General features: G+C 63.2%; 21 protein-coding genes and 1 pseudogene. 17 read left to right on the forward strand and 5 right to left on the reverse strand.

What is annotated here, in order from left to right; translation table 11 throughout:
- Positions 1–125 precede the first annotated feature (125 nt).
- The 9 genes from J2045_RS14195 to J2045_RS14235 all read left to right on the forward strand — a co-directional run bounded on the left by J2045_RS14195 (position 126) and on the right by J2045_RS14235 (position 5,349).
- Complete coding sequence (locus J2045_RS14195; RefSeq protein ID WP_166601273.1) at positions 126–551, forward strand: NUDIX hydrolase; 426 nt, start codon at positions 126–128, stop codon at positions 549–551.
- Entirely contained in the window at positions 548–976 is a 429-nt protein-coding gene (locus J2045_RS14200) for a TIGR02301 family protein (protein WP_307373822.1), read from the forward strand. The genes J2045_RS14195 and J2045_RS14200 overlap by 4 nt, the downstream gene beginning before the upstream one ends.
- A gap of 93 nt (positions 977–1,069) precedes the next feature.
- Positions 1,070–1,327, forward strand: coding sequence for a hypothetical protein (locus tag J2045_RS14205; RefSeq protein WP_166601275.1), 258 nt, complete (start codon positions 1,070–1,072; stop codon positions 1,325–1,327).
- 20 nt (positions 1,328–1,347) lie between these two features.
- Positions 1,348–2,091, forward strand: coding sequence for a hypothetical protein (locus J2045_RS14210; RefSeq protein WP_307373827.1), 744 nt, complete (start codon positions 1,348–1,350; stop codon positions 2,089–2,091).
- Between the two features lie 94 nt (positions 2,092–2,185).
- Positions 2,186–3,019, forward strand: coding sequence for a CAF17-like 4Fe-4S cluster assembly/insertion protein YgfZ (ygfZ, locus tag J2045_RS14215; RefSeq protein WP_307373829.1), 834 nt, complete (start codon positions 2,186–2,188; stop codon positions 3,017–3,019).
- Between the two features lies 1 nt (position 3,020).
- Positions 3,021–3,650, forward strand: a complete 630-nt coding sequence (locus J2045_RS14220; RefSeq protein WP_307373831.1) for an HD domain-containing protein — start codon at positions 3,021–3,023, stop codon at positions 3,648–3,650.
- Positions 3,647–4,183, forward strand: coding sequence for a tyrosine phosphatase family protein (locus tag J2045_RS14225; protein ID WP_307373833.1), 537 nt, complete (start codon positions 3,647–3,649; stop codon positions 4,181–4,183). The genes J2045_RS14220 and J2045_RS14225 overlap by 4 nt, the downstream gene beginning before the upstream one ends.
- Positions 4,180–5,160 carry an NUDIX hydrolase gene (locus J2045_RS14230; RefSeq protein ID WP_307373836.1) on the forward strand — a complete coding sequence of 327 codons (981 nt, stop codon included), beginning with the start codon at positions 4,180–4,182 and terminating at the stop codon, positions 5,158–5,160. Before J2045_RS14225 ends, J2045_RS14230 begins: the two co-directional genes overlap by 4 nt.
- Positions 5,161–5,226: 66 nt before the next feature.
- Positions 5,227–5,349, forward strand: coding sequence for a hypothetical protein (locus tag J2045_RS14235; RefSeq protein ID WP_307373838.1), 123 nt, complete (start codon positions 5,227–5,229; stop codon positions 5,347–5,349).
- Positions 5,350–5,953: 604 nt separating this feature from the next.
- Here the strand turns inward: J2045_RS14235 and nadC are convergent.
- Together nadC and J2045_RS14245 are read right to left on the reverse strand one after the other, a co-directional pair.
- Positions 5,954–6,856 carry a carboxylating nicotinate-nucleotide diphosphorylase gene (nadC, locus tag J2045_RS14240; RefSeq protein ID WP_307373915.1) on the reverse strand — a complete coding sequence of 301 codons (903 nt, stop codon included), beginning with the start codon at positions 6,854–6,856 and terminating at the stop codon, positions 5,954–5,956.
- 17 nt (positions 6,857–6,873) lie between these two features.
- Entirely contained in the window at positions 6,874–8,466 is a 1,593-nt protein-coding gene (locus J2045_RS14245) for an L-aspartate oxidase (protein WP_307373840.1), read from the reverse strand.
- Positions 8,467–8,600: 134 nt separating this feature from the next.
- Here J2045_RS14245 and J2045_RS14250 point away from each other — a divergent pair, with 134 nt between their 5' ends.
- The gene (locus J2045_RS14250) at positions 8,601–9,368 is read left to right on the forward strand and encodes a hypothetical protein (RefSeq protein ID WP_307373842.1); all 768 of its coding nucleotides are present in this window, start codon (positions 8,601–8,603) and stop codon (positions 9,366–9,368) included.
- Here the strand turns inward: J2045_RS14250 and nadA are convergent.
- Positions 9,358–10,428 carry a quinolinate synthase NadA gene (nadA, locus tag J2045_RS14255; RefSeq protein WP_307373844.1) on the reverse strand — a complete coding sequence of 357 codons (1,071 nt, stop codon included), beginning with the start codon at positions 10,426–10,428 and terminating at the stop codon, positions 9,358–9,360. The two genes, J2045_RS14250 and nadA, sit on opposite strands and share 11 nt — an antisense overlap.
- Before the next feature lie 252 nt (positions 10,429–10,680).
- Between nadA and J2045_RS14260 the strand changes: the two genes are divergently transcribed.
- The 6 genes and pseudogenes from J2045_RS14260 to J2045_RS14285 form a co-directional block, all read left to right on the forward strand.
- Positions 10,681–13,473, forward strand: a complete 2,793-nt coding sequence (locus J2045_RS14260; RefSeq protein ID WP_307373846.1) for a DUF2339 domain-containing protein — start codon at positions 10,681–10,683, stop codon at positions 13,471–13,473.
- A 50-nt stretch (positions 13,474–13,523) separates the two neighbouring features.
- The gene (locus tag J2045_RS14265; protein ID WP_307373848.1) at positions 13,524–14,207 is read left to right on the forward strand and encodes an HD domain-containing protein; all 684 of its coding nucleotides are present in this window, start codon (positions 13,524–13,526) and stop codon (positions 14,205–14,207) included.
- Between the two features lie 15 nt (positions 14,208–14,222).
- Positions 14,223–15,068 (forward strand): MOSC domain-containing protein, encoded by an 846-nt coding sequence (locus tag J2045_RS14270; RefSeq protein ID WP_307373850.1) that lies wholly within the window; start codon positions 14,223–14,225, stop codon positions 15,066–15,068.
- Positions 15,069–15,385: 317 nt separating this feature from the next.
- Positions 15,386–15,745: a GIY-YIG nuclease family protein gene (locus J2045_RS14275; RefSeq protein WP_307373852.1), complete on the forward strand. Its 360-nt coding sequence runs from the start codon at positions 15,386–15,388 to the stop codon at positions 15,743–15,745.
- Between the two features lie 351 nt (positions 15,746–16,096).
- Positions 16,097–17,317 (forward strand): MFS transporter, encoded by a 1,221-nt coding sequence (locus J2045_RS14280; protein WP_307373854.1) that lies wholly within the window; start codon positions 16,097–16,099, stop codon positions 17,315–17,317.
- Positions 17,318–17,717: 400 nt separating this feature from the next.
- Positions 17,718–17,897 (forward strand): annotated as a pseudogene (locus tag J2045_RS14285) (hypothetical protein); the annotation flags it as partial.
- A 2-nt stretch (positions 17,898–17,899) separates the two neighbouring features.
- Here the strand turns inward: J2045_RS14285 and recO are convergent.
- On the reverse strand, positions 17,900–18,673 hold the full coding sequence (recO, locus tag J2045_RS14290) for a DNA repair protein RecO (protein WP_307373856.1): 774 nt from the start codon (positions 18,671–18,673) through the stop codon (positions 17,900–17,902).
- Positions 18,674–18,726: 53 nt separating this feature from the next.
- Positions 18,727–19,374, reverse strand: coding sequence for a TetR/AcrR family transcriptional regulator (locus J2045_RS14295; protein WP_370873126.1), 648 nt, complete (start codon positions 19,372–19,374; stop codon positions 18,727–18,729).
- 105 nt (positions 19,375–19,479) lie between these two features.
- On the opposite strand from J2045_RS14295, the gene J2045_RS14300 reads away from it, so the two are divergent.
- Entirely contained in the window at positions 19,480–20,643 is a 1,164-nt protein-coding gene (locus tag J2045_RS14300; RefSeq protein WP_307373861.1) for an AbrB family transcriptional regulator, read from the forward strand.
- Position 20,644 lies beyond the last annotated feature (1 nt).

Consider the following 20,644-nt stretch of genomic DNA (forward strand, 5'->3'; position numbering starts at 1 on the left):
GATGGCAGTCGCACCGACATGGGTCAAGGCAGGAGGCCGTGCTTGCGGCCTCGGCAAAAGCCCGCGATAATCCCTGCACGCTGCTTCGCGCGAAGCAGGCCTTCGTCGACCGGAGTTGGTTTTCCATGAGCATGCCCCGTCTCGCGTCTTCCGCCATCGTCGAAAGGGCAGGACGCTATCTTCTCGTGCGCCGCGCCAATCCGCCGGCCGTGGATCTCTTTGCCTTTCCGGGTGGCAGGGCAGAGCCTGGCGAGACGCCGGAGGAAACGGCGCTGCGCGAGCTTCTGGAGGAAACGGGACTGGTAGGCCGCAATCCGCGTCTGTTCGAGACGGTGGAACTGCTGCCCGAGGCGGGCGTCAGCGGCAGCCATTTCCTGCTCTCCGTCTTCCAGGTCGAAACCGACGCAGAGGGTCTTGCAGAGGCTCAAAGCGATGCGATGGAGGCCGGCTGGTATCTGCCGGAGGAGATCCTCGACCTTCCCGTCCCGGACAGCGTGCGCGCATGCGTGCTACGCCTTTCGCCGGATCTGCGCATCGGAGGCGAGGCATGAGCCGACAGGGAGCATTCCGCCGTTCGGCTGCATTTCTCCTGTTCGCCCTCTTTACGGCGACAGCGGCGGCTCAGGAGAGCAACGTCATCACCGTGCCGCCCCCCGCCGACACCGAGAAGCCGACGCCTTATGACGAGCGTCTTGCGCGGCTTTCCGAGATCATCGGGGCCGTGCACTACCTGCGCAATCTCTGCAAGGTCGACGGCGAGCCGGAATGGCGACAACAGCTGCAATCCCTGCTGGATGCCGAGACGAAGACCGAGCCGAAGCGGCGGGCCCGGCTGACGGCCTCCTACAACCGTGGCTATCGGTCGTTCGCCTCCGTCTACACCTCTTGCACACCGGCAGCAGTTCGTGCAGAGCAGAATTACCGTAACGAAGGCGCAACACTCGCCACAGAAATTACCGCACGTTTCGGAAATTAACGATTAATTCACCTCTTTTGGCATGCCCCCGTGTCGTTTTGGCAAAAGGCTGATAGGGTCGTTAAGGACTGAGTAAGTGCTTCGAGGAATGCCATGGAACCGCGCCGCAACGAAATCGACGACATGATCGTTCACGAAAAGATGCAGGCTGCGCTGGAATACCAGAACGAAGCCTGGGCCGATGGCATGGCGGATGGAATCGAGCCTGAAATCATCGCCGATGCAGCCTTTGCGCTGGCCATGCGCGAGACCATCCGTATTCACGGCGAACACGGGGCGGAAGCCATTCTTGACGCGCTCAAGGCACGCCTTCTGGCCGGCGAATTCTCGCCTGAGCGCCGGCTTCAGTAACAGAGCAATCGAGGAACAGAATGATGATCTCGTCGCGGGTCAGGCTTCTCCGCTTGACGAGCGCGTTGACGCTCATGTTTGCTTCCATCACGGCAGCGTTGCCCGCGTTTGCCCTTTCAGACATCAGGGACATCACGCCGCCGGCGGCTGAGCCCCCCGGTCCGGACGCCATCACGCCGGCTGCTCCCGAGGACGACGGCATCATCGAGGATTCGATCCCGGTGATTCCCGATCCGGATCCGCTGATCAGGCGCGACATGCCCGATCTGGTCGAGACCACGGAGCCCGATACACCACCGGCAGAGGTCATCTATAACATCGAACAGGCGCCCGAACCTGTGCGCCGCATGCGGCAACTGATCATCGACGCAGCCACGACCGGCGACATCTCGAAGCTCAAGCCGCTGATGAACCCCGGGCCCGACCAGACGACGGTGCCGCTGCAGGATCCCGAACAGGATCCGATCGATGCGCTGAAAGCGCTTTCCGGTGATAGCGACGGCATGGAGATCCTGGCCATCCTGCTCGACATTCTGTCGACGGGTTTCGTGCAGGTCGACAAGGGAACGCCTGACGAGGCCTATGTCTGGCCCTATTTCGCCGGCAAGTCGCTGGGGCTTCTGACACCCCAGGAAAAGGTCGAATTGCTGCGGATCGTCACGGCCGGCGACGTTGCGGAAATGCAGGAATACGGCAATTACAACTTCTTCCGCGTCGGGATCACGCCGGATGGCCGCTGGAAGTTTCTGTCCGTCGGCGACTGACCGCGATCCAAACTGTGGGCTGTGATGCGAACTGCTTGTCGTCTAGACTGGCAGCGCCTAACTCTCTCGGCAGTGCAACAGCCCGGTGACCATCATGCCTTCAGCCTTCCTGCCCGATCGCGCCTTCATCCTCGTCGGCGGTGCGGATGCAGAGCACTTCCTGCAGAACCTCATTACCACCGACCTTACCGGTCTTGCCGCGAACGAGTTGCGTCCCGGCGCCCTGTTGACGCCACAGGGAAAGATCCTCTTCGACTTCCTGATTTCGCGGGAAGGTGACGGCTTGCTGATCGACATCCGTGCGGATCAGACGGACGCCTTCGTCAAGCGGTTGACGATGTACAAGCTGCGCGCCGCCGTCACGATCGAGACACGGGCCGAGACAGGGGCGACTGTCACCTGGGGCGAAGATGGAACAGGTGTCGTCGACCAGCGGTTCGCGCTGGCCGGAACCGCCGTGTTCCGACAGGCCGGCAAGGTGGGCGAGCCGGGTGATCGCACCGGATATGACGCGCTGCGGGTGCTCCACGGCGTGCCGGATTCCGGGGATGACTATGCCCTTCAGGATGCCTTTCCCCATGATGTGCTGTTCGACAAATCGGGCGGCGTCTCCTTCCGCAAGGGATGTTATGTCGGCCAGGAGGTGGTGTCGCGCATGCAGCACCGCTCGACGGCGCGGCGACGGGTGGTCATTGTATCGGCCGAGGCCCCGCTGCCGGCCACGGGCACCGAGGTCACCATCGGCGGCAAGTCGATCGGCACGCTTGGCACCGTTGCCGGTGAGCGCGGGCTTGCCATCGTCCGCATCGACAAGGCCGGCGAAGCCATGGCCACCGGGCAGGTCATCCTCGCCGGTGATGTTACCGTGACCCCTGCACTTCCCGCCTGGAGCGGACTGTCCTTCCCGTCTGCGGCGGAGGATGCCTGACATGGGTTCTGCCGCTCCCCTTTCCAGCCGTGCCTGGCAGCGCATGCTCTCGGGTCGACGGCTCGACCTCCTCGATCCCTCGCCGCTCGACGTCGAGATCAGCGACATCGCCCACGGTCTTGCCCGCGTCGCCCGCTGGAACGGTCAGACTTCGGGCGATCATGCCTTTTCGGTCGCCCAGCACAGCCTGATCGTCGAGGACATCTTCCGCCGCTGCAATCCGAAGGCGACCTCCGACGAGCTGATGGTGGCTTTGCTGCATGACGGCCCGGAATATGTCATCGGCGACATGATCTCGCCGTTCAAGGCCGTGGTCGGTGGCGGCTACAAGGTGGTGGAGAAACGGCTGGAGGCCGCGATCCATCTTCGCTTCGGTCTGCCGGCCCATCCGAAGGCGGCGCTGAAGGACCTGATCAAGAAGGCCGACATGATCTCCGCCTATTTCGAGGCCACCGTACTGGCCGGCTTTGCCGAGGCCGAAGCGCGGAAGTTCTTCGGCCAGCCGAAGGGTTTTACCCGCGACACGATCCTGATCGAGCCGCTACCCGCCTATCAGGCGCAGGCCAAGTTCCTTAAGCGTTTCGAGGAAATCGAGGCCGACAGGCAATCGACCACATGGGGACCCGTATGAGCCTGATCATCGTGTCGCCGCTCGCACGCATCGCCGAAATGGCCGTGCGCCACAAGGCACGCGAGATGATCAGCCTGCTCGCCGCCAACCAGGATTTTCATCGGCCGGCGGTCATCCAGGCGGAGCGGCATCTGAAGCTTGCGATGAACGACATCACCTTTGCCGGCACGGGCGATCTGATCGCGCCGCAGGAAGCGCATGTGGCCGAGATCATAAAGTTCGCGAAGGCCTGGGACCAGGCCTCGCCACTCGTCGTGCATTGCTGGATGGGCGTGTCGCGTTCGCCGGCTGCCGCGATGATCGCGAGCCTTGCCGTGGCGCCCGACGACGATGACGACGCCCTGGCGCGGCGGCTGCGCGAGGCCTCGCCCTTTGCCACGCCCAATATGCGGCTGGTCGAGATCGGTGACGAGATGCTCCAGCGTGGCGGGCGTTTCGTGAAGGCGGTCAAGGCGCTCGGGCGCGGTGCGGATGCCGATGGCAACACGCCCTTCACGCTGCCACTGCCCCAGCGCGCACCGGTCACGCCATGACGAGCCCGGCGGAGATCGAGATCGGGCTCAACGCCGCGATCGTCGCGATCAATGCCCGCACGCCTCGCCTGCTGGTCGTCGGAGACGATGGTGATGCGCTCGATGCCCTGCCTTTCGGCCCCTTCGAGCCGAACCGGCACCGGACGATGGAAATGTCGCTCCGACACACGGTCGAGGCCCAGACGGCGCTGGAACTTGGCTACATCGAACAGCTCTACACCTTCGGCGATCGCGGCCGGCACAAGATGCCTGATGATCAGGGGCCGCATGTCGTATCCGTCGGCTATCTCGCGCTGACGCGGCTCGACAGCGACCGCGATGCGCGGCTGGAGCTGTCCGGTGCCAGCTGGCGCGACTGGTACGGCTACCTGCCCTGGGAAGACTGGCGGCAGGGCCGGCCGGCGCTGCTCGACGGGGCCATCCTGCCGGCACTCAACCTCTGGGCCGAGGAGGCGCGCGCAGATGGACACGCGTCGCAAGCTGCCTCACGGCGCTCCCGCCTGAAGCTTGCTTTCGGCCTCGACGACTTTCCCTTCGACGAGGAACGGGTGCTGGAGCGCTATGAGCTTCTTTATGAAGCCGGGCTTGTCGAGGAAGCGGTGAAGGACGGGCGGACCGATCACCGCCGCATGACGACGACGCTGGGGCGTCCGATGCGACACGACCACAGGCGGATCGCGGCCACTGCGCTTGCGCGGCTGCGCAGCAAGATCAAGTATCGCCCAGTGATCTTCGAGCTGATGCCGCCAGAATTCACGCTCACCGACCTGCAGGCAACGGTGGAGGCGATTGCCGGCCACCACGTGCACAAGCAGAACTTCCGCCGGCTGGTGGAGGGGGCGGAACTGGTCGAGCCGACCGGGTCAACCGAGGCCGCGACCGGCGGTCGGCCCGCCGCGCTGTTCCGGTTTCGCCGTCAGGTGCTCGAAGAAAGGCCGGCGCCCGGCCTCAAGGTTGGCGGCCGCAGCAATAGTTGATCACGTTCGGCAAAGGTTCGCGCATTCGACCGAGGTCTGTCGCCGTCACGCGAGATGATCAAGAAGGTGAAAAGATCCTTCGACGGGAACGGGATTTCCATCCCGTTCCCGCAGGTGACCTATCACGGCATGCCGCAAGCGGTCGCCCTGCCCGAACGCTTCGTCGACGCCCGGGCGAAGGAGGCCTGAGCCAGAGCTGCCGCCACAGCCGAGGCTCAGGGTCTGATTGTCATATTGCCCGCAGGAAGATCAGCGGTCGCCCTGCGGCGTTGCCGTCTTTTCGAGATGCCTGTCGATGATACGCTGCATCTCCGCCAGAACCTCGAGCACGCAAACGGTATCGTCCTCGGTCATGCCAATACCCGCTCCCGGAGCTTCCCCGGTATCGGGCGCCGGGAGTCGCGAACCAACTTCGCCATCCGCCTTATGGTCTGCCCGACAATTTCCACGTGTTTCTCGCAGTCCAACCGTAGTAGAAACCGCCGCCTCCGAAGCATCGTTTCGAAAGGTCGTGCGATCGTTAGCGCTATCAGGCCTCAGGATTGTCGTCGTCATACTTGCCCCACAAACAAACGTCGTTCCGCCTGCTTTCCCTGCCTGCAATACAATTTGCATGCATGATCGAGGGCTAGGGGATTCGCTTGCGCCGGTCAAAAACCAGGAATCATGGGTGATAACTAGCGAAGCAATCGCTGATATATCAGCAAGGCACTGTCCCATATGGCTTTTTTAGAACATTGAGGATTGCCGGAACTGCTGCACCGCAAAATTGCACGCAAACTTTGTCGTGGATTCAGAAGACAGCGATGTCCAGACCGATATCGAGGGTGGGAGCGGCCATGGTGACCTTGGACGTCGAGATGTAGTCCACACCCGTTTCGGCGATGGCGCGGATGGTCTGCAGGTTCACGTTGCCGGAAGCCTCCAGCACGACGCGCCGCGTATCCGAGGCATAAGTCTCGGCTTGCAATCCATGGTGCTCCCGGTTGATCGCGACGGCCTCCCGCAGCAGATCCGGTCCCATATTGTCGAGCAGGATGACGTCCGGTCGGGCGTGGAGCGCTTCGCGCATCTGGTCGAGACCGTCGACCTCCACTTCGATCTTGACGAGATGGCCGGCATAGGCCCGGGCCGCCTCGATGGCCAGAGCGACCCCGCCTGCTACGGCGATGTGGTTGTCCTTGATGAGGATCGCATCGTCGAGACCGAAGCGGTGATTGGAGCCGCCTCCCAGCCGCACCGCATATTTCTCCACCGCCCTCAGCCCTGGCAGTGTCTTGCGGGTGCAGGTGACGCGCGCCTTTGTGTGGGCGATCTCGGCGGCAAAACGGGCGGCATAGGTGGCCACACCGGAGAGATGCATCAGGAAGTTCAGAGCGACACGCTCTGCCGACAGCACCGAACGGGCATTGCCGGAGACGCGGGCGATCGCCTTGCCGGGCGCCACCGTGTCGCCATCTGCGACCAGCACCTCGAAACGGACGCTGGGATCGATCAGGCGAAAGGCCGCTTCCGCAAGCGGGAGGCCTGCGACCACACCCTGTTCCCGGCTGTTGAGGCCGGCAGTTGCGGTTTTCTCCGGGCTGATCGTGGCATAGGTGGTGATGTCGCCGGCGCGACCGAGGTCTTCCAAAAGGGCGTTGCGGACGAGATCCTCGATCATCAGGGGCGAGATTTGCGGGCGAAGGCGCGTGATCATCGAAATTTCCCTCGTCAGCCGGCCAGTTCGGCGGCAATGCGATCGGTTTGCTTGAGCGTCAGATAGGTGCGATGGCGCAGTGTTGCCTGCGACGCCGGATGGTCGGAGCGCATATGGGCGCCACGGCTCTCCGTGCGAAGATAGGCGCCGACGGCAATCAGCTTGGCAGTCGCCACAATGTTCGAAAAGCGCACGCGGGGACGCTTGCGCTCAAGGCCCACCAGTTCGCGGATGAGGAGTTTCAGCCCCGCCTCGTCTCTGACAACGCCGGCATGGCTGCTCATCAGGCCGCGCAGGGTCTTGAGTTCGGGACTGTCCTCCACGGTGACAAGATCATCGTTTTCGCCGGCGCTCTTCGCCCATTCATAAAGTGCGGATTCCGGCAGCATGCCCTTGATCGAGTCGGCGATGCGTCCGGCAAAGACGATCGCTTCGAGCAGCGAGTTCGAGGCCAGGCGGTTGGCGCCGTGGACACCGCTGGAGGTCACCTCGCCGGCAGCCCAGAGCCCATCAAGCGAGCTGCGGCCATCGGCATCCACGGCGACACCGCCCATGTGGTAATGCACGGCAGGCACAACCGGGATGGCCTGCGTTGCCGGGTCAATACCGGCTGCGATGCAGGATGCATGGACGGTCGGGAAACGTCTGGCGAAATCCTTGCCGATCGCTCGGGTGCAATCAAGGAAGGCACCGCGCCCGGCGGCCACCTCGGCAAAGACGCCACGCGCGACAATATCGCGGGGAGCCAACTCCGCATCGGCGTGCAGGTCGGCCATGAAGCGGTGGCCGGCACGGTTGACGAGCACGGCGCCCTCGCCGCGCAGGGCCTCGGTAGCAAGCGGTGCCGGATCCTGGCCGATGTCGATTGCGGTCGGGTGAAACTGGACGAATTCCGGATCGGCAATCACGGCCCCGGCCCGGGCGGCCATGCCGACGCCCGTGCCGCGCGCTTCAGCCGGGTTGGTGGTCACCTGGTAGAGGTGGCCGACACCGCCGGAGCAGAGCACCACGGCGCGGGCCGGAAAGGCGACGCGGGTCTTCGACTGGCCGGCATCGGGCCTTGCAATGACACCGGAGACGAAACGGCCCTCGGCGATCAGTTCCTCGACGACATAACCTTCCATGACCCGGATCGACGGCGTCCGGCGCACAGCCGAGATCAGCGCCTCCATGATCGCGCCACCCGCCCTATCACCCGCCACGCGCACGATGCGGCGCTCGGAATGGGCGGCCTCGCGCGACAGCAGCAGATGGCCTTCGAGATCGCGGTCGAAGGGCACGCCATAGGCGAGCAGATCATGCACGCGGTCCGGCCCTTCCGAGATCATCAGCCGCGCCATCTTCTCCTCGACGAGGCCGGCACCGGCGGCAACGGTATCAGCCAGATGCTTGTCGAAGCTGTCGCCGGGGCTCATGGCGGCGGCAATGCCGCCTTGCGCCCAGGCCGAGGACGCCCCCTGCCCGATCGGGGCGGCAGCGAGCACCGTGACGGGACGTGGCGCGAGCTTCAGGGCACAGAAAAGGCCGGCCAGACCGCCACCGACGATGACGATATCATCGATGCCCTGCCAGGATTGCGGACGCATGGATTCAAGATTGGTTGGCATTCAGCCCTCCCCGGCCGGCCAGATGTTAACCGCCTCGCCCGGCAAACTATCCGCGAATTCCACTTCGACTACACGCGTAATGCGTGCTATTGAAAACACCATCATCCACACCTCTGCTGCTCAGGAGAATGATGATGCCAAGCTCTGCAATTTTGGCCTCCGATACGGGGACGCTGCACGCGGCTTTGATCCTCGCCACGTTTACTGCCTCTATCGGTCTGCTGGGTTTTCTGGGTAAATCTCTTGTTGAATTCGCCAGGGCTATCATCGAGGAAAGGCGCCTCTATCGCACTGCTGTCATCCGCTTCTACAATGACGTCAAAATCTGGCAGCGTGATTTCCGGATCACATACACGGAGAGCATGTTCAATAGGCTGGCCGATATGGTGGTCGAGGGTCCAGATGACTTCAAGTTCGCGACCCCGAGCTCGGATGCCGAAGACTATGTGGAGATCATGAAGTTCATCCACCGCATGGATGTAGAACAGGCTCGCCTGATCCGGACCTTCATCATTTACAGCGAATTGCTGACGTCGGTTTCCCGTATCCTCGGCAGCGAGTTGGAGCGCTTCGACAAACGGCGGAAGCTGCACGCGCTGGCCAATTTTCGAGAAACGGCGGAATTCGTTTTGTTGCTGAGCGACGAAGTGATCGAGAGGATGGAGCGCAATCTGTATCTGCGCCCCGGGAACGCGCGGATAAATGCGCTTTTGGCAAAGCAAAGCGACTTCCACGAAAGCGCGGCGACGTTTGCGAAATCTCACATTGACCGTCTGTTGCCGCCGGGAGCAGCAACGAGCGATCAGAGAAGCGGCGGAAGCGGTCCAGACATGGTCGATCTCCGAGAGTTCATCAAGTTGGCCCATAAGATAACATCTGCCTATCGAAAATTCAAACCTTGAGGTTGATCATCCGCTCCACCGCAAGCCGTGCGCGGCCGGCAATGGCCGGATCAACCGTCACTTCCTCGGTCATGAAGAGCAGGCTGTCGAGGATCTTCGGCAGGGTGATGCGCTTCATGTGCGGACAGAGATTGCACGGCTTGACGAAATCGACCTCGGGCACTTCAACCTGGATGTTCGAGGCCATCGAGCATTCGGTCACGAGCAAAACGCGCGCGGGGCGCTTGGTCTTGACGTAATCGATCATGCCCTTGGTCGAGCCGGCAAAGTCGGAGACCGCGAGCACGCTCGGATGGCATTCCGGATGGGCGACGATCTCAATGCGCGGATCGGCCCGCTTGTATTCCAGGAGTTCATCCGCCGTGAAGCGCTCATGCACCTCGCAATGGCCCTTCCAGGTGAGGATCTTCTTGTGTGTCTGGTTGGCGACGTTCATCGCCAGATATTCGTCGGGGATGCAGAGCACGGTGTCGCTGTCGAAGCTGTTGACCACGTCGACAGCGTTTGCCGAGGTGCAGCAGATGTCCGTCTCGGCCTTCACGTCGGCGGAGGTGTTCACATAGGTCACGACGGGCACGCCGGGATAGCGCTCGCGCAGCAGGCGGACATCGGCGCCGGTGATCGATTCCGACAGCGAGCAGCCGGCGCGGCCATCGGGGATCAGCACCGTCTTTTCCGGGTTGAGCAGCTTCGAGGTCTCGGCCATGAAATGCACGCCGCACTGGACGATGATCTCGGCATCGACGCTGACGGCGTCGCGGGCGAGCTGCAGCGAATCGCCCTTGATGTCGGCGACGCAGTGAAAGATCTCCGGCGTCTGATAGTTATGCGCGAGGATGACGGCGCCGCGCTCCTTCTTCAGCCGGTTGATGGCATGGATGTAAGGCGCAAAGACCGGCCATTCGATCGCCGGGATGAAATCGCGAACACGCTCGTAGAGGTGCTCGGTCTCCTTGGCGACGGCGGGTGTATAGGTGAGATCCGGGCGTTCCCAGACGCCGAAACGCTCGGCTGCGGTGCGGATCGTGGGGCGGGTTTGCGGCAGGTGCTGCGCTTCCATGGCCATCTCCTCCATTAATTATGCTCAAGTCGAGCATAACAAGCGCCAAAGAAAACCGGCGGGTGCCGGTAGTCCGGATTTAAGAAGTTTCGCCCGCGATTGCAAGAGGTCGCTGCCGCACGCGCGGTGGTCCTCCTGCTGCCCCCTCGGCAACCACCCACCAGCCCGCTGGAACACCGCGTGACGCGCAACGCTTTTCCTTCCCGAGAAAACCGTTAGTTTGTGACCTCGTTTCGCAAGCTGCGAGGAAGCATGTTCGAATTGTTGCCGCTGATTCTGGTCGGCGTTCTCTTCATCACCGTCAGAGGATCCACCAAGCGGATCGATCGGCTGGAAAAGGAACTCGGCGAAGTCCGCGAGCGGTTGCGGTTGCTGCGGCTGGGCGGAGCAGACGGCGAACCGGGCGTTGCCGCGATTTCGACGCGGGCTTTTGCGCCTGCAGCAGCGACCAGCACCGCAGAGATCGAAGACAGCCTTGATGGCGAAGAGCCGCCGCTGGAACCGATGGTGCTGCGGGGCCAGCCGCAGCCTGCCTTGGTCGATGACGAACCGGAGCTCGAACCTCTGCCTGCGGCTGCACGCGCGCAGACTGCCGCATCCGCACCGGCACCAGCGGAAAGCCTTGAAAACCTGCTCGGCGCCCGCTGGGCGGTCTGGGCCGGGGGGCTGGCGCTGGCGCTCGGCGGCGTCTTCCTCGTGCGCTACTCGATCGAAAGCGGCCTGCTCGGCCCCGGTGTGCGCCTGACGCTTGCCGCACTCTTCGGTCTCGCTCTGGTGGCTGTCGGCGAACTCATCCGTCGCAAGGCGCTGCCGAAGGCCGAAGCGCTCTACGCCAATGCCATGGTGCCGGGCATTCTGACGGCTGCCGGCGCGGTCTCCCTGTTCGGCGCAATCTATGCAGCACACGGGATCTACGGCTTCATCGGTCCGACGCTCGCCTTCATCCTGCTGGCGGTCACGGCCTTCGGTGTGCTTGGTCTTTCGCTCTTGCATGGGCAGGCGCTGGCCGGGCTCGGGCTTGCCGGCTCGATGCTCACACCGCTCCTCATCTCGACCACGGCGCCAAACCTCTGGACGCTGTTCATCTACTTGACCGTTGCGCAGGTCGCGACGTCGCTGGCGTCGCGCCTCAAGGGCTGGTTGATCGTGCCCTCCATCGCCCAGGCTCTGCTCGGCATCTGGGCGCTGGTTGCGCTGATCGACACGACAGAAATCACACCGATTGCGCTCTCGCTGATCGCGATGATCGCCGCCTGGATGCTGATCTGGCCTGGCGCCACGGGTGATGACCCGGCGGAACCGGAAGCGCCGCTGTCGCTCGAAGCGCTGGGCCGGCGCATGTCGTCGGGTCCCCTCGGTCTCGACATCACGCTGTCGCTCGCGGTCCTTTTGCCAGCGCTCATGATGCTCGAACGGGATATCACGGATCTCTTCCCCCTGTTCGGCTTCGCCGCACTGATCGCAGCGCTTGCCGCCGCTGGCAGTGCGCGTCACGGCGCCTTCTGGCCGACGGCGATTGCTGCCGCTGGAGCCTTGCTCGCGGCCGTGGTCGAAACCGGGATGGTCGGGCAGGCTCAGGTCTTCCTGTTCGGCTGGGGCATTTATGACACTGAACTGCCGGCACTCGACGTCACCGTCATGCATGTGCTGCTCGGCCTCGCCGCCGTCTTCCTGTTCATCGGGCTATCTCAGATCCGCAGGCGGTTTGCCGAGGATCCGTTGTTCTCGACGGTCTGGGCGGTGATTGCAGCCGCTCTGCCTGTCCTGCTTGCCACGATCAGCTTCGTCTTCTACGGCATCTATGCCCGCGACTGGCTGCACGGTTTCTTCGCCCTGGGTCTCGGCGCGGTACTGCTCGGAGCTTGCGAGTTCCTCGACCGCAAGGGTGCTCTTCCCGGCTTCCGGCGTGGCATCGATGTGCTGCTGGCCGGCAGTTTCGCCGCCTTTGCGCTCGCGCTACACACGCTGACCGATGGCGTGGTGACCACGATCCTCATCGCTCTGCTCGGCTTTGCCTATCTCATGGCGACCCGAAAGCGGGGCTGGAGCGGGTTGCCCTGGATCATGGTCATGGCACTCGTTGGCGTGCTGTTCCGCATCGGCTGGGATCCGACGCTCGTCGGGCCAGAGGCGCTGTCGCGCACGCCCTTCCTCAACCAGCTGCTCCCGGGATACGGCATCCCGGCACTCCTGGCGCTGCTTGCGGCCTATGAGGTCAGGAACTGGCCGGGACAGCGGGTGCGGAACGCACTGCAGGGGCTGGCAAGTCTGCTCGGTCTGCTGGCCATCGCCATCCTGGTTCGCCATGCGATGAACGGAGGCGTACTCGACTCCAGCGTGCCGACGCTTGGCGAGCAGTCGATCTACACGCTTCTGGTCGTCGGCCTCTCGGGCATCCTGATGACACTCGATTTGAAATCGCCGAGCCCCGTCTTCCGCTATGGCTCGATGGTCGCAGGCGGGATCGCCATCGCCCAGACCGTCAGCCTGCATCTGGGCGCACTCAACCCCTATTTCACCGGCGAGAGCACCGGCAGCTGGCCGCTGATCAACCTGCTGCTGATCGGTTATCTGCTGCCCGGTCTCGCCTATGCGGGCCTTGCCTTTTATGCGCGTGACAAGCGGCCCCTGCCCTATGTCGTGCTACTGGCGCTTTCCGGTGCGTTGCTTGGCTTTGCCTGGGTGACGCTTTCTGTCCGGCGCTTCTGGCAGGGCGAGTTCATTCCCTATTGGAAAGGTTTCGAGCAGGCAGAGACCTACAGCTATTCGGTCGCCTGGCTTGCGATCGGGGTCGGGCTACTTATGCTCGGTTCGCGATTCGATGCCAGAAGCCTGCGCATTGCCTCTGCGGTCATCGTCATCGTGACGGTCGCAAAGGTCTTCCTGATCGACATGGCCAATCTCGAAGGCGTGCTGCGGGCGCTCTCCTTCATCGGCCTCGGCTTCGTGCTGATCGGCATCGGGCTCTTCTATCAGAAGATCCTGAGCGGGAAGTCCACCCGGCCTCAAGTCGTAGACGAGGACGAGGCGCCGACGGGGATCTGACCAAAGACGATGGAACGGGGCGGTTGAACAGAGGGCGCTCGCAAGGCTAGATGCGGCCTCACCTCAACGGGGAAACTGTCTTGACCGCCCTTCTCACCGCCGCTGACTTCGCACCCCACGAGGCGCTTGCCGCCGATCTTCTTGCTCACGCGACCGAAGGCGACGACGGCTCGCACGACCTTGCCCATATCCATCGTGTCTTCAAGAACGCCATGAAGATCCAGGCAGGCGAAGGCGGCGATGCGGAGATCCTGGCCGCCGCCGTGTTGCTGCATGATTGCGTCGCGGTCGAGAAGAACTCGCCGCTCCGCTCCCAGGCCTCGCGGCTGGCGGCAGAGAAGGCGAGCGGCATTCTGGCGGGGCTCGGCTGGCCGGAGGAGAAGATTGCGGCGGTCGCGCATGCGATCCTCACCCACAGCTTTTCCGCCAATATCCCGCCGGAAACGCTGGAAGCGAAGATGCTACAGGATGCAGACCGGCTGGATGCAATCGGCATGGTCGGCGTGGCGCGCTGCTTCTACATCGCCGGCCGCATGGGCTCCGGCCTCTATCATCCCGGCGACCCTGGCGCCGAGCATCGGCCGCTCGACGACCGATCTTACGCGATCGACCACTTTCCGGCCAAGCTCTTGAAGCTCTCCGAGGGGTTCCAAACGGCGACGGGCGCCAGGCTCGCCCAGGAGCGGCACGAGCGGCTGACGCTGTTTCTCACCCAATTCCGCGACGAAATCTGAACAAGGCACAGCACCATGCAGGTCACCGGGCTTTACATCTATCCGTTCAAGAGCGCCCGGGGGATTGCCGTGCCCCAGGCGCCCATCGATGCCATGGGTCTTTCCGGCGACCGGCGGATGATGCTGGTCGATCCCTCCGGGCATTTCATCACCCAGCGGGAACTGCCGGAACTGGCCCGCCTCATGGCGCTTCCGGCAGCGGCCTATCTGACGCTTCGCCTGGATGACGGGCGCGAGATGATGGTCGCGCCACCGCAGCCGGACAACCGCATGGATGTGGCGATCTGGCGTTCCATCGTCAGCGCCGCCGTCGCCCATGACAGCATCAACGAGAAGCTGTCCGAGTGGTTCGGACGGCCGGTGAAACTGGTCTTCATCGATGGCGACAGCCGCCGCGAGGCCAGTGCGGACTGGGCGGGCGAAGGCTCGCCGATGGGCTTTGCCGACGGCTACCAGATCCTGGTCACCACGACAGGCTCGCTGCGCGCCCTGAACGAAGACATGGCGCGGCATGGTGAAGGCTTTGTCGGCATGGAGCGCTTCCGCCCGAACATCGTGGTCGATTGCGACGAGCCCTTCGCCGAGGATGCCTGGACCGCTCTTGAGATCGGCGGCATCCGCTTCGACTTCGTCAAGCCCTGCCCGCGCTGCGTAATGACCACGCAGGACCAGCAGACGGGATCGCGCGAGGGCGCCAACCCGATGCCGGCCATGGGGCGCATCAGGATGTCCGCAGACCGCCGCGTGCCGGGGGTGCTGTTCGGCTGGAATGCGGTGCCACGCGGCGAAGGACTGGTTCGGGTCGGGGATGACGTGACGGTGCTCGGCAGCCGCGAGGCTTGGGCGTTCAAGCAGCGGTGAGATTGATCGAGACGATTGCCACCCGCCCTCGTCCTTCGAGGGTCGCTGCGCTCCCACCTCAGGATGAGGGCTGATCGTTTGCGGCGCTGGCGACAACGACAGCCTGAGATTTGCGGTTTACAACAGATCCGCAGCCCCCTCATCCTGAGGTGCCCTTGCGTCAGCAAGGGCCTCGAAGGATCCGGCACCAATCTGCAACCACCTTGCAATAAACTCGCACATAGAGACATCGGACAACGGAAAGCCCCATAGATTGCGGAGTTGTGCAGAAGGCAAAGTCGCGCGACCATCAATCCTGTCTTTTGGAGGTCACGCAGATGGAGGTCACCGTCTACATCCTTCGTTGCAGCGATGGCTCCTATTACACAGGACTGACAAAGCAGAACATTGAGGCGCGGCTATGGGAACATAACGCCGGCACCTATGATGGCTACACCTCCAGACGCCGACCCGTCGAACTGGTGTTCACGGAAAGCTACGACCGCATCCTCGACGCCATCGCCCGCGAGCGACAGATCAAGGGCTGGAACCGGCAGAAGAAGGAAGCGCTGATCGCCTATGCCTATGAGGCGCTGTCGGATTTGTCGCATCGAGGCCCGGTCAAACGGCTTGGTGGTGAGACCACCCGCCCTCGTCCTTCGAGGGTCGCTCCGCTCCCACCTCAGGATGAGGGCTGATCGTTTGCGGCGCAGCCTTCAGATGATCTCAGCATAGTCGGTCCAACAGTGAGACCGGCACCAGGTAACTTTATGGCACCGGCCAGCACTGCAGCCCTCATCCTGAGGTGCCCTTGCGAATGCAAGGGCCTCGAAGGATCCGGCCACTGCCGATGACCGAGCCTCCGAGCCTCCCCCCTCCGCACCACACCCTCATCCTGAGGTGCCCCTGCGCAGCAGGGGCCTCGAAGGATCGAGCCGCCCCCTCGCCCACCTGACATCCATCAAATCCCCTGATGGCCAGTTCATCAAAAGGCGTTTCTGCTCATCAATCGACTGCACTAATGTGTTGTTGACAGAGGAGAAGCCCTGATGACCACCACCAGCCGTCCCGCCATGCCCTGGCTGATCATCCTCGCGGGATCGCTGATCGCCGTCATGACTTTCGGGCCGCGTTCGGCCATGGGCTTCTTCCAGCTGCCGATGCTGGCGGATCGGGGCTGGGATAGACAGACCTTTGGTCTTGCCATGGCCTTCCAGAACCTGTTCTGGGGGTTGAGCCAGCCCTTCTTCGGGGCGCTGGCGGACAAGTACGGTACGGGCCGCGTGCTCGCAGCCTCCGGCGTGCTCTATGCCGCCGGCCTCGTAATGATGGCCAATGCCTCGGCGCCGATCTGGCTGCATATGGGTGGTGGCGTGCTGATCGGGCTTGCGATCGGTGCCGGCTCCTTCAGCGTCATCCTCTCGGCCTTTGCCCGCAATGTGACGCCGGAGCAGCGGTCGATGGCCTTTGGTATCGGCACGGCTGCGGGTTCGGCGGGCATGTTCCTGTTTGCGCCGCTCAGCCAGGGCTTCATCTCGGCCTTTGGCTGGTCGGACAGTCTCGTCATCATCGCGGTCATGATGCTGGTCGTGCCGCTGCTTGCCTTCCCCTTGCGCGGCAATGCGCAGTCGGGCACGCAATCCGGCAACCAGTATCAGCAGACCATTGCCGAAGCGCTGAAGGAAGCCTTCGCGCACAAGAGCTATCTATTGCTTACAACCGGCTTCTTCGTCTGCGGCTTCCAGGTGGCCTTCATCACCGCGCATTTCCCGGCCTATCTCGGCGATATCGGCATCGAGGCGAGCTATGCCGTCATTGCCATGGCGCTGATCGGCTTCTTCAACATCATCGGCTCGCTGGCCGCCGGCTGGATCGGGCAACGCTATTCGAAGCCCTATTTCCTCGCCTTCATCTATATCGGCCGGTCGATCACGGTGACGCTCTTCCTGCTTCTGCCGCAGACCCCAACCTCGGTCGTCCTCTTCGCCGCCGTCATGGGTCTCCTGTGGCTGTCGACAGTGCCGCCGACCAATGGATTGGTGGCGATCATGTTCGGCACGCGCCATCTCGGTCTGCTGGGCGGCCTCGTTTTCCTGTCGCACCAGCTCGGCTCCTTCCTAGGCGTTTGGATGGGCGGCTATCTCTACGATCACTTCGGAACCTATGACCAGGTCTGGTGGTTGGGTGTGGCGCTCGGCATCTTCGCGGCAGTGGTGCATTGGCCAATCAGCGAAAAATCGGTCGAACGACCAGAAATCGCAGTGGCGTAATTTTGCCCAAAGTAAGATCATATTTCGGCATTCGCCCTATGCCGGATCAAAATTCCCGTGTTTTCGGCTGACGGCGACTGTCACAGAAAATTATTTTATTTTTCCCGGACTGCCCGTTGACGGATTCCGAGCCAGCACCTACCTTGTGCGTGCTGGTTCGGATACTGACGACGAACCATGAACGGCCTCCGCCTTGGAGGCCGCAGCCAAAGAAGGAGGTCAGCGAAATGCACATCGTATTTCTTGATGCCATCCGATCCTGGCAGACGACCCCGCGCTTCGTGATGGTGAAACGCCATTCCGAATGCACCTGTCGAATGTGACGCTGCGCAAGCACTGATTTCATTTCATCGACATCTTAGACAACGCCGTGCCGCGCGCATGGGCGGGGAATATCGTTATGAAGAAGCAAGTTATCGAATATGCCGGGATCCCGGTTGGCATCACCATCCCCGATGGCGACAGGGTGAAGTTCATCGCCGTCAAATATCCGGTCATCGACCTCGACGGCGGTGTCTATCGCAGCATCGGCGAACTGCAGATGGCCATCCATCAGCACATGGCGAAATCCGCGCCGGAAGATCAGGCCGTGTTCTTCGGTGCCGCCAATGCGCCATTTACGTCGAGCGAGCGCAAGGTCTTCAACGCCGCCTGACAAAATCCCTCGCGTGCCGCGCCGGGCTCAAGCCCCCGCGGCACGTAGACATGCCGATCCAGGAAATAGGCCGTGAGCCGGAAGGCCGCCGCCAGGGTCTCCGGATCGGCAGCGCGGTTGGTGCCGGGCGTCAGAAAATCCGGCAGTGCCAGCATCTTGTCGCCCCAGGGAGCGCCTGCCTCGCGGCTCACGGCCCTGCCCGACTTCGGGGAGACATAAGCCAGGTCATGGCGGGAACCGGTGGCCGCACATTCCTCCAGATCCAGCCCGAAGCCGAGATCGTTCAGCAATGCCAGCTCGAAGCGGACGAAGAGCTCGCCGGCCATGGCCGGTTCCTCCAGATGGTCGAGAATAACGTCGAGTGCCTCGAAGAGATGCGGGTGCGGATCGCGTTCGGGCAGCAGGCGCAGCAGTGATGCGAGCGCCTGGACACCGTAGACGGCGGTGGCACTTTCCATCAGCCGCCCTGCCCGCAGGACCAGCGGCTCGATCCGGTATTCCCCGAGATGTTCGTCAAGGCGGGCGCGCCAGGTGACTTCGAGACGGTTGCCGGGCTGCAGCACGGGCTGCATGGTGCGGGAGCGACCCGAGCGGACCATGCCCAGATGCCGGCCACGGCTGCGCGTCATCATCTCGGCAATGACGCTCGTTTCGCCATGCCGCCGCACCCCGAGAAGGATCGCCTCATCTGTCCATTGCATGATCCGGTTTTACCGCAGAGCCCCCGGGAGAGCGAGGGATTTCGGCACGCGGCTCAGATTTCGGTGAGGTAGCGCTGCACCCAGCCACGCCAGTGGGCAATTGCTTCGGCCTTGCCGGGATAGCGTTTTTCTTCATGCAGTTGCACGAGTGACTTCATCGCCTGGAAGAGTACGACCGACATGGCCTGCGCCTGGTCATCGGCCAAGGCCGGACGCCAGAGGCACAGGATCTCGGCAATCCGGCGGCGCAGGCTTTCGCGCAGGATACCGGGGCGCACGCCCGGCTGCTCCCAGCGGGCGTCGAGCAGGCTGAGCGCCAGACTGCGCTCTGCCGCATGGGCAACGAGCACATCGAGCAGTCTGTCTGCGAGCTGGATACCGTCGATCTCGGCGACCTGTGCCCTGATTCGATCGAGCGCTGCCTCGACATGCTCGGCGTAGCGGGCGACGAGTGCGTCGGCCAGCACATCCTTGTTGGGGAAAAACTGGTAGAGTGAGCCGATCGGTGCACCGGCGCGCGCGGCGATCTCGGTCATGGTGGCGGCCTTGTAGCCCTGCTCGGCAAAGACGGTCGCGCCGGCATCGAGCAGTTTCGCGACCCGCGCGATGCCGCGCTTGCGCTTGGGCTCCTTGGCGGTCGGCGCCTGGACGGTCTGCGGTGCCGGCGGCAGCGTTGCCGAACTTGACTTTTGCGAGGCCATTCTCATAAAACTCGTTTGTGAGGTATACCTCATTTATTTGATGAAATCGTGCTTTCGTCCAGCCCTTTCCCAGCGATGGGTGTCAGACGAAGGACGGAGATGATCATGCCGCAGGACAAAGAGCCCGAGACGCTGCCGCAACCCGACCCCGAAGGGCTCGCCGAGCCGGCCGTTTCGAGGGCCGCGGCCGTCGATCCTCCGCCGCCGCCGGGGCTTCTGACATCGCTTCCTGTGTCGCTCCGCTGGCTGATTCTTCTTGCTCTTTCCTTCGCAATCGCGGGCGGGCTGTTTCTTGCGCATATCCCCGGCGCCTTGCTGCTCGGCCCCATGGTGGCTGCAATCCTCGTTGCGACGAACGGCGCGCGGCTCTCCGTCCATCGCTACCCCTATATCTTCGCCCACTCGCTTGTAGGCTGCATCATCGCCCGCTCGATCGATCTCGGCACGCTTTCGACGGTCGCCAAGGACTGGCCGGTTTTCCTCTCGATCGTGCTTGCGATCATCGCCGCCAGCAGCCTGCTCGGCTATCTCATGGCCAAGGCCGAGATCCTGCCCGGCACGACGGCGATCTGGGGAACCTCGGCGGGTGCGGCTTCCGCCATGGTGCTGATGGCAGAAGCGCATGGCGGCGATCCCAGGCTCGTCGCCTTCATGCAGTATCTGAGGGTGGCCTTCGTTGCGACCGGCGCCTCGCTGATGGCGGCCTTTGTGTTCAATGTCGAGGGTGGGGCTGCACAAGCGGTCGTCTGGTTTCCGGAAACGGACTGGCTCGATCTTGGCCTCACGCTTGCAGCGGCACTCGCCGCCGCATCCGTCGGTGCCTGGCTTCGGATACCGGCCGGCACCATGCTTCTGCCGCTTGTTGCCACGACGGTCCTGCATGTGATGGGCTATATCACCTTGCTTCTGCCGGAATGGCTGCTGGCGCTTGGTTATGGGGTGATCGGCTGGCGGATCGGCCTGTCCTTCACACGGCGGATCCTGCGGCATGCGGCGGGCGCCCTGCCCCAGATCGTCGGCTCGATCCTGGTGCTGATGGCGTTCAGCGGCGGGCTCGCCTTCCTGCTCTGGTCGCTGCATGGCATCGACCCCTTAACCGCCTATCTTGCGACCAGCCCCGGAGGGCTCGATTCGATCGCGATCATTGCCGCGACGACGCCTGTCGACATGTCCTTCATCATGGCGCTGCAGACCATGCGGCTGATCCTGATCATCCTGATCGGACCGACGATTGCGGATTTCGTCGCAAGGCGGGTGGCGAAGGGCTGAG

The organism is Peteryoungia aggregata LMG 23059 (assembly GCF_030814435.1).
Lineage (GTDB): Bacteria > Pseudomonadota > Alphaproteobacteria > Rhizobiales > Rhizobiaceae > Allorhizobium > Allorhizobium aggregatum.

Bases quoted from the DNA above. Each gene is read 5' to 3' on its own strand.
- J2045_RS14295 (WP_370873126.1), bottom strand. From the start codon at position 19,374: ATGGCCTCGCAAAAGTCAAGTTCGGCAACGCTGCCGCCGGCACCGCAG.
- J2045_RS14245 (WP_307373840.1), bottom strand. From the start codon at position 8,466: ATGCCAACCAATCTTGAATCCATGCGTCCGCAATCCTGGCAGGGCATC.
- J2045_RS14230 (WP_307373836.1), top strand. From the start codon at position 4,180: ATGACGAGCCCGGCGGAGATCGAGATCGGGCTCAACGCCGCGATCGTC.
- ygfZ (WP_307373829.1), top strand. From the start codon at position 2,186: ATGCCTTCAGCCTTCCTGCCCGATCGCGCCTTCATCCTCGTCGGCGGT.
- J2045_RS14280 (WP_307373854.1), top strand. From the start codon at position 16,097: ATGACCACCACCAGCCGTCCCGCCATGCCCTGGCTGATCATCCTCGCG.
- J2045_RS14265 (WP_307373848.1), top strand. From the start codon at position 13,524: ATGCGGCCTCACCTCAACGGGGAAACTGTCTTGACCGCCCTTCTCACC.
- J2045_RS14250 (WP_307373842.1), top strand. From the start codon at position 8,601: ATGCCAAGCTCTGCAATTTTGGCCTCCGATACGGGGACGCTGCACGCG.
- J2045_RS14300 (WP_307373861.1), top strand. From the start codon at position 19,480: ATGCCGCAGGACAAAGAGCCCGAGACGCTGCCGCAACCCGACCCCGAA.
- J2045_RS14220 (WP_307373831.1), top strand. From the start codon at position 3,021: ATGGGTTCTGCCGCTCCCCTTTCCAGCCGTGCCTGGCAGCGCATGCTC.
- J2045_RS14225 (WP_307373833.1), top strand. From the start codon at position 3,647: ATGAGCCTGATCATCGTGTCGCCGCTCGCACGCATCGCCGAAATGGCC.
- J2045_RS14260 (WP_307373846.1), top strand. From the start codon at position 10,681: ATGTTCGAATTGTTGCCGCTGATTCTGGTCGGCGTTCTCTTCATCACC.
- J2045_RS14270 (WP_307373850.1), top strand. From the start codon at position 14,223: ATGCAGGTCACCGGGCTTTACATCTATCCGTTCAAGAGCGCCCGGGGG.
- J2045_RS14210 (WP_307373827.1), top strand. From the start codon at position 1,348: ATGATGATCTCGTCGCGGGTCAGGCTTCTCCGCTTGACGAGCGCGTTG.
- J2045_RS14275 (WP_307373852.1), top strand. From the start codon at position 15,386: ATGGAGGTCACCGTCTACATCCTTCGTTGCAGCGATGGCTCCTATTAC.
- recO (WP_307373856.1), bottom strand. From the start codon at position 18,673: ATGCAATGGACAGATGAGGCGATCCTTCTCGGGGTGCGGCGGCATGGC.
- nadA (WP_307373844.1), bottom strand. From the start codon at position 10,428: ATGGAAGCGCAGCACCTGCCGCAAACCCGCCCCACGATCCGCACCGCA.
- J2045_RS14205 (WP_166601275.1), top strand. From the start codon at position 1,070: ATGGAACCGCGCCGCAACGAAATCGACGACATGATCGTTCACGAAAAG.
- J2045_RS14195 (WP_166601273.1), top strand. From the start codon at position 126: ATGAGCATGCCCCGTCTCGCGTCTTCCGCCATCGTCGAAAGGGCAGGA.
- J2045_RS14200 (WP_307373822.1), top strand. From the start codon at position 548: ATGAGCCGACAGGGAGCATTCCGCCGTTCGGCTGCATTTCTCCTGTTC.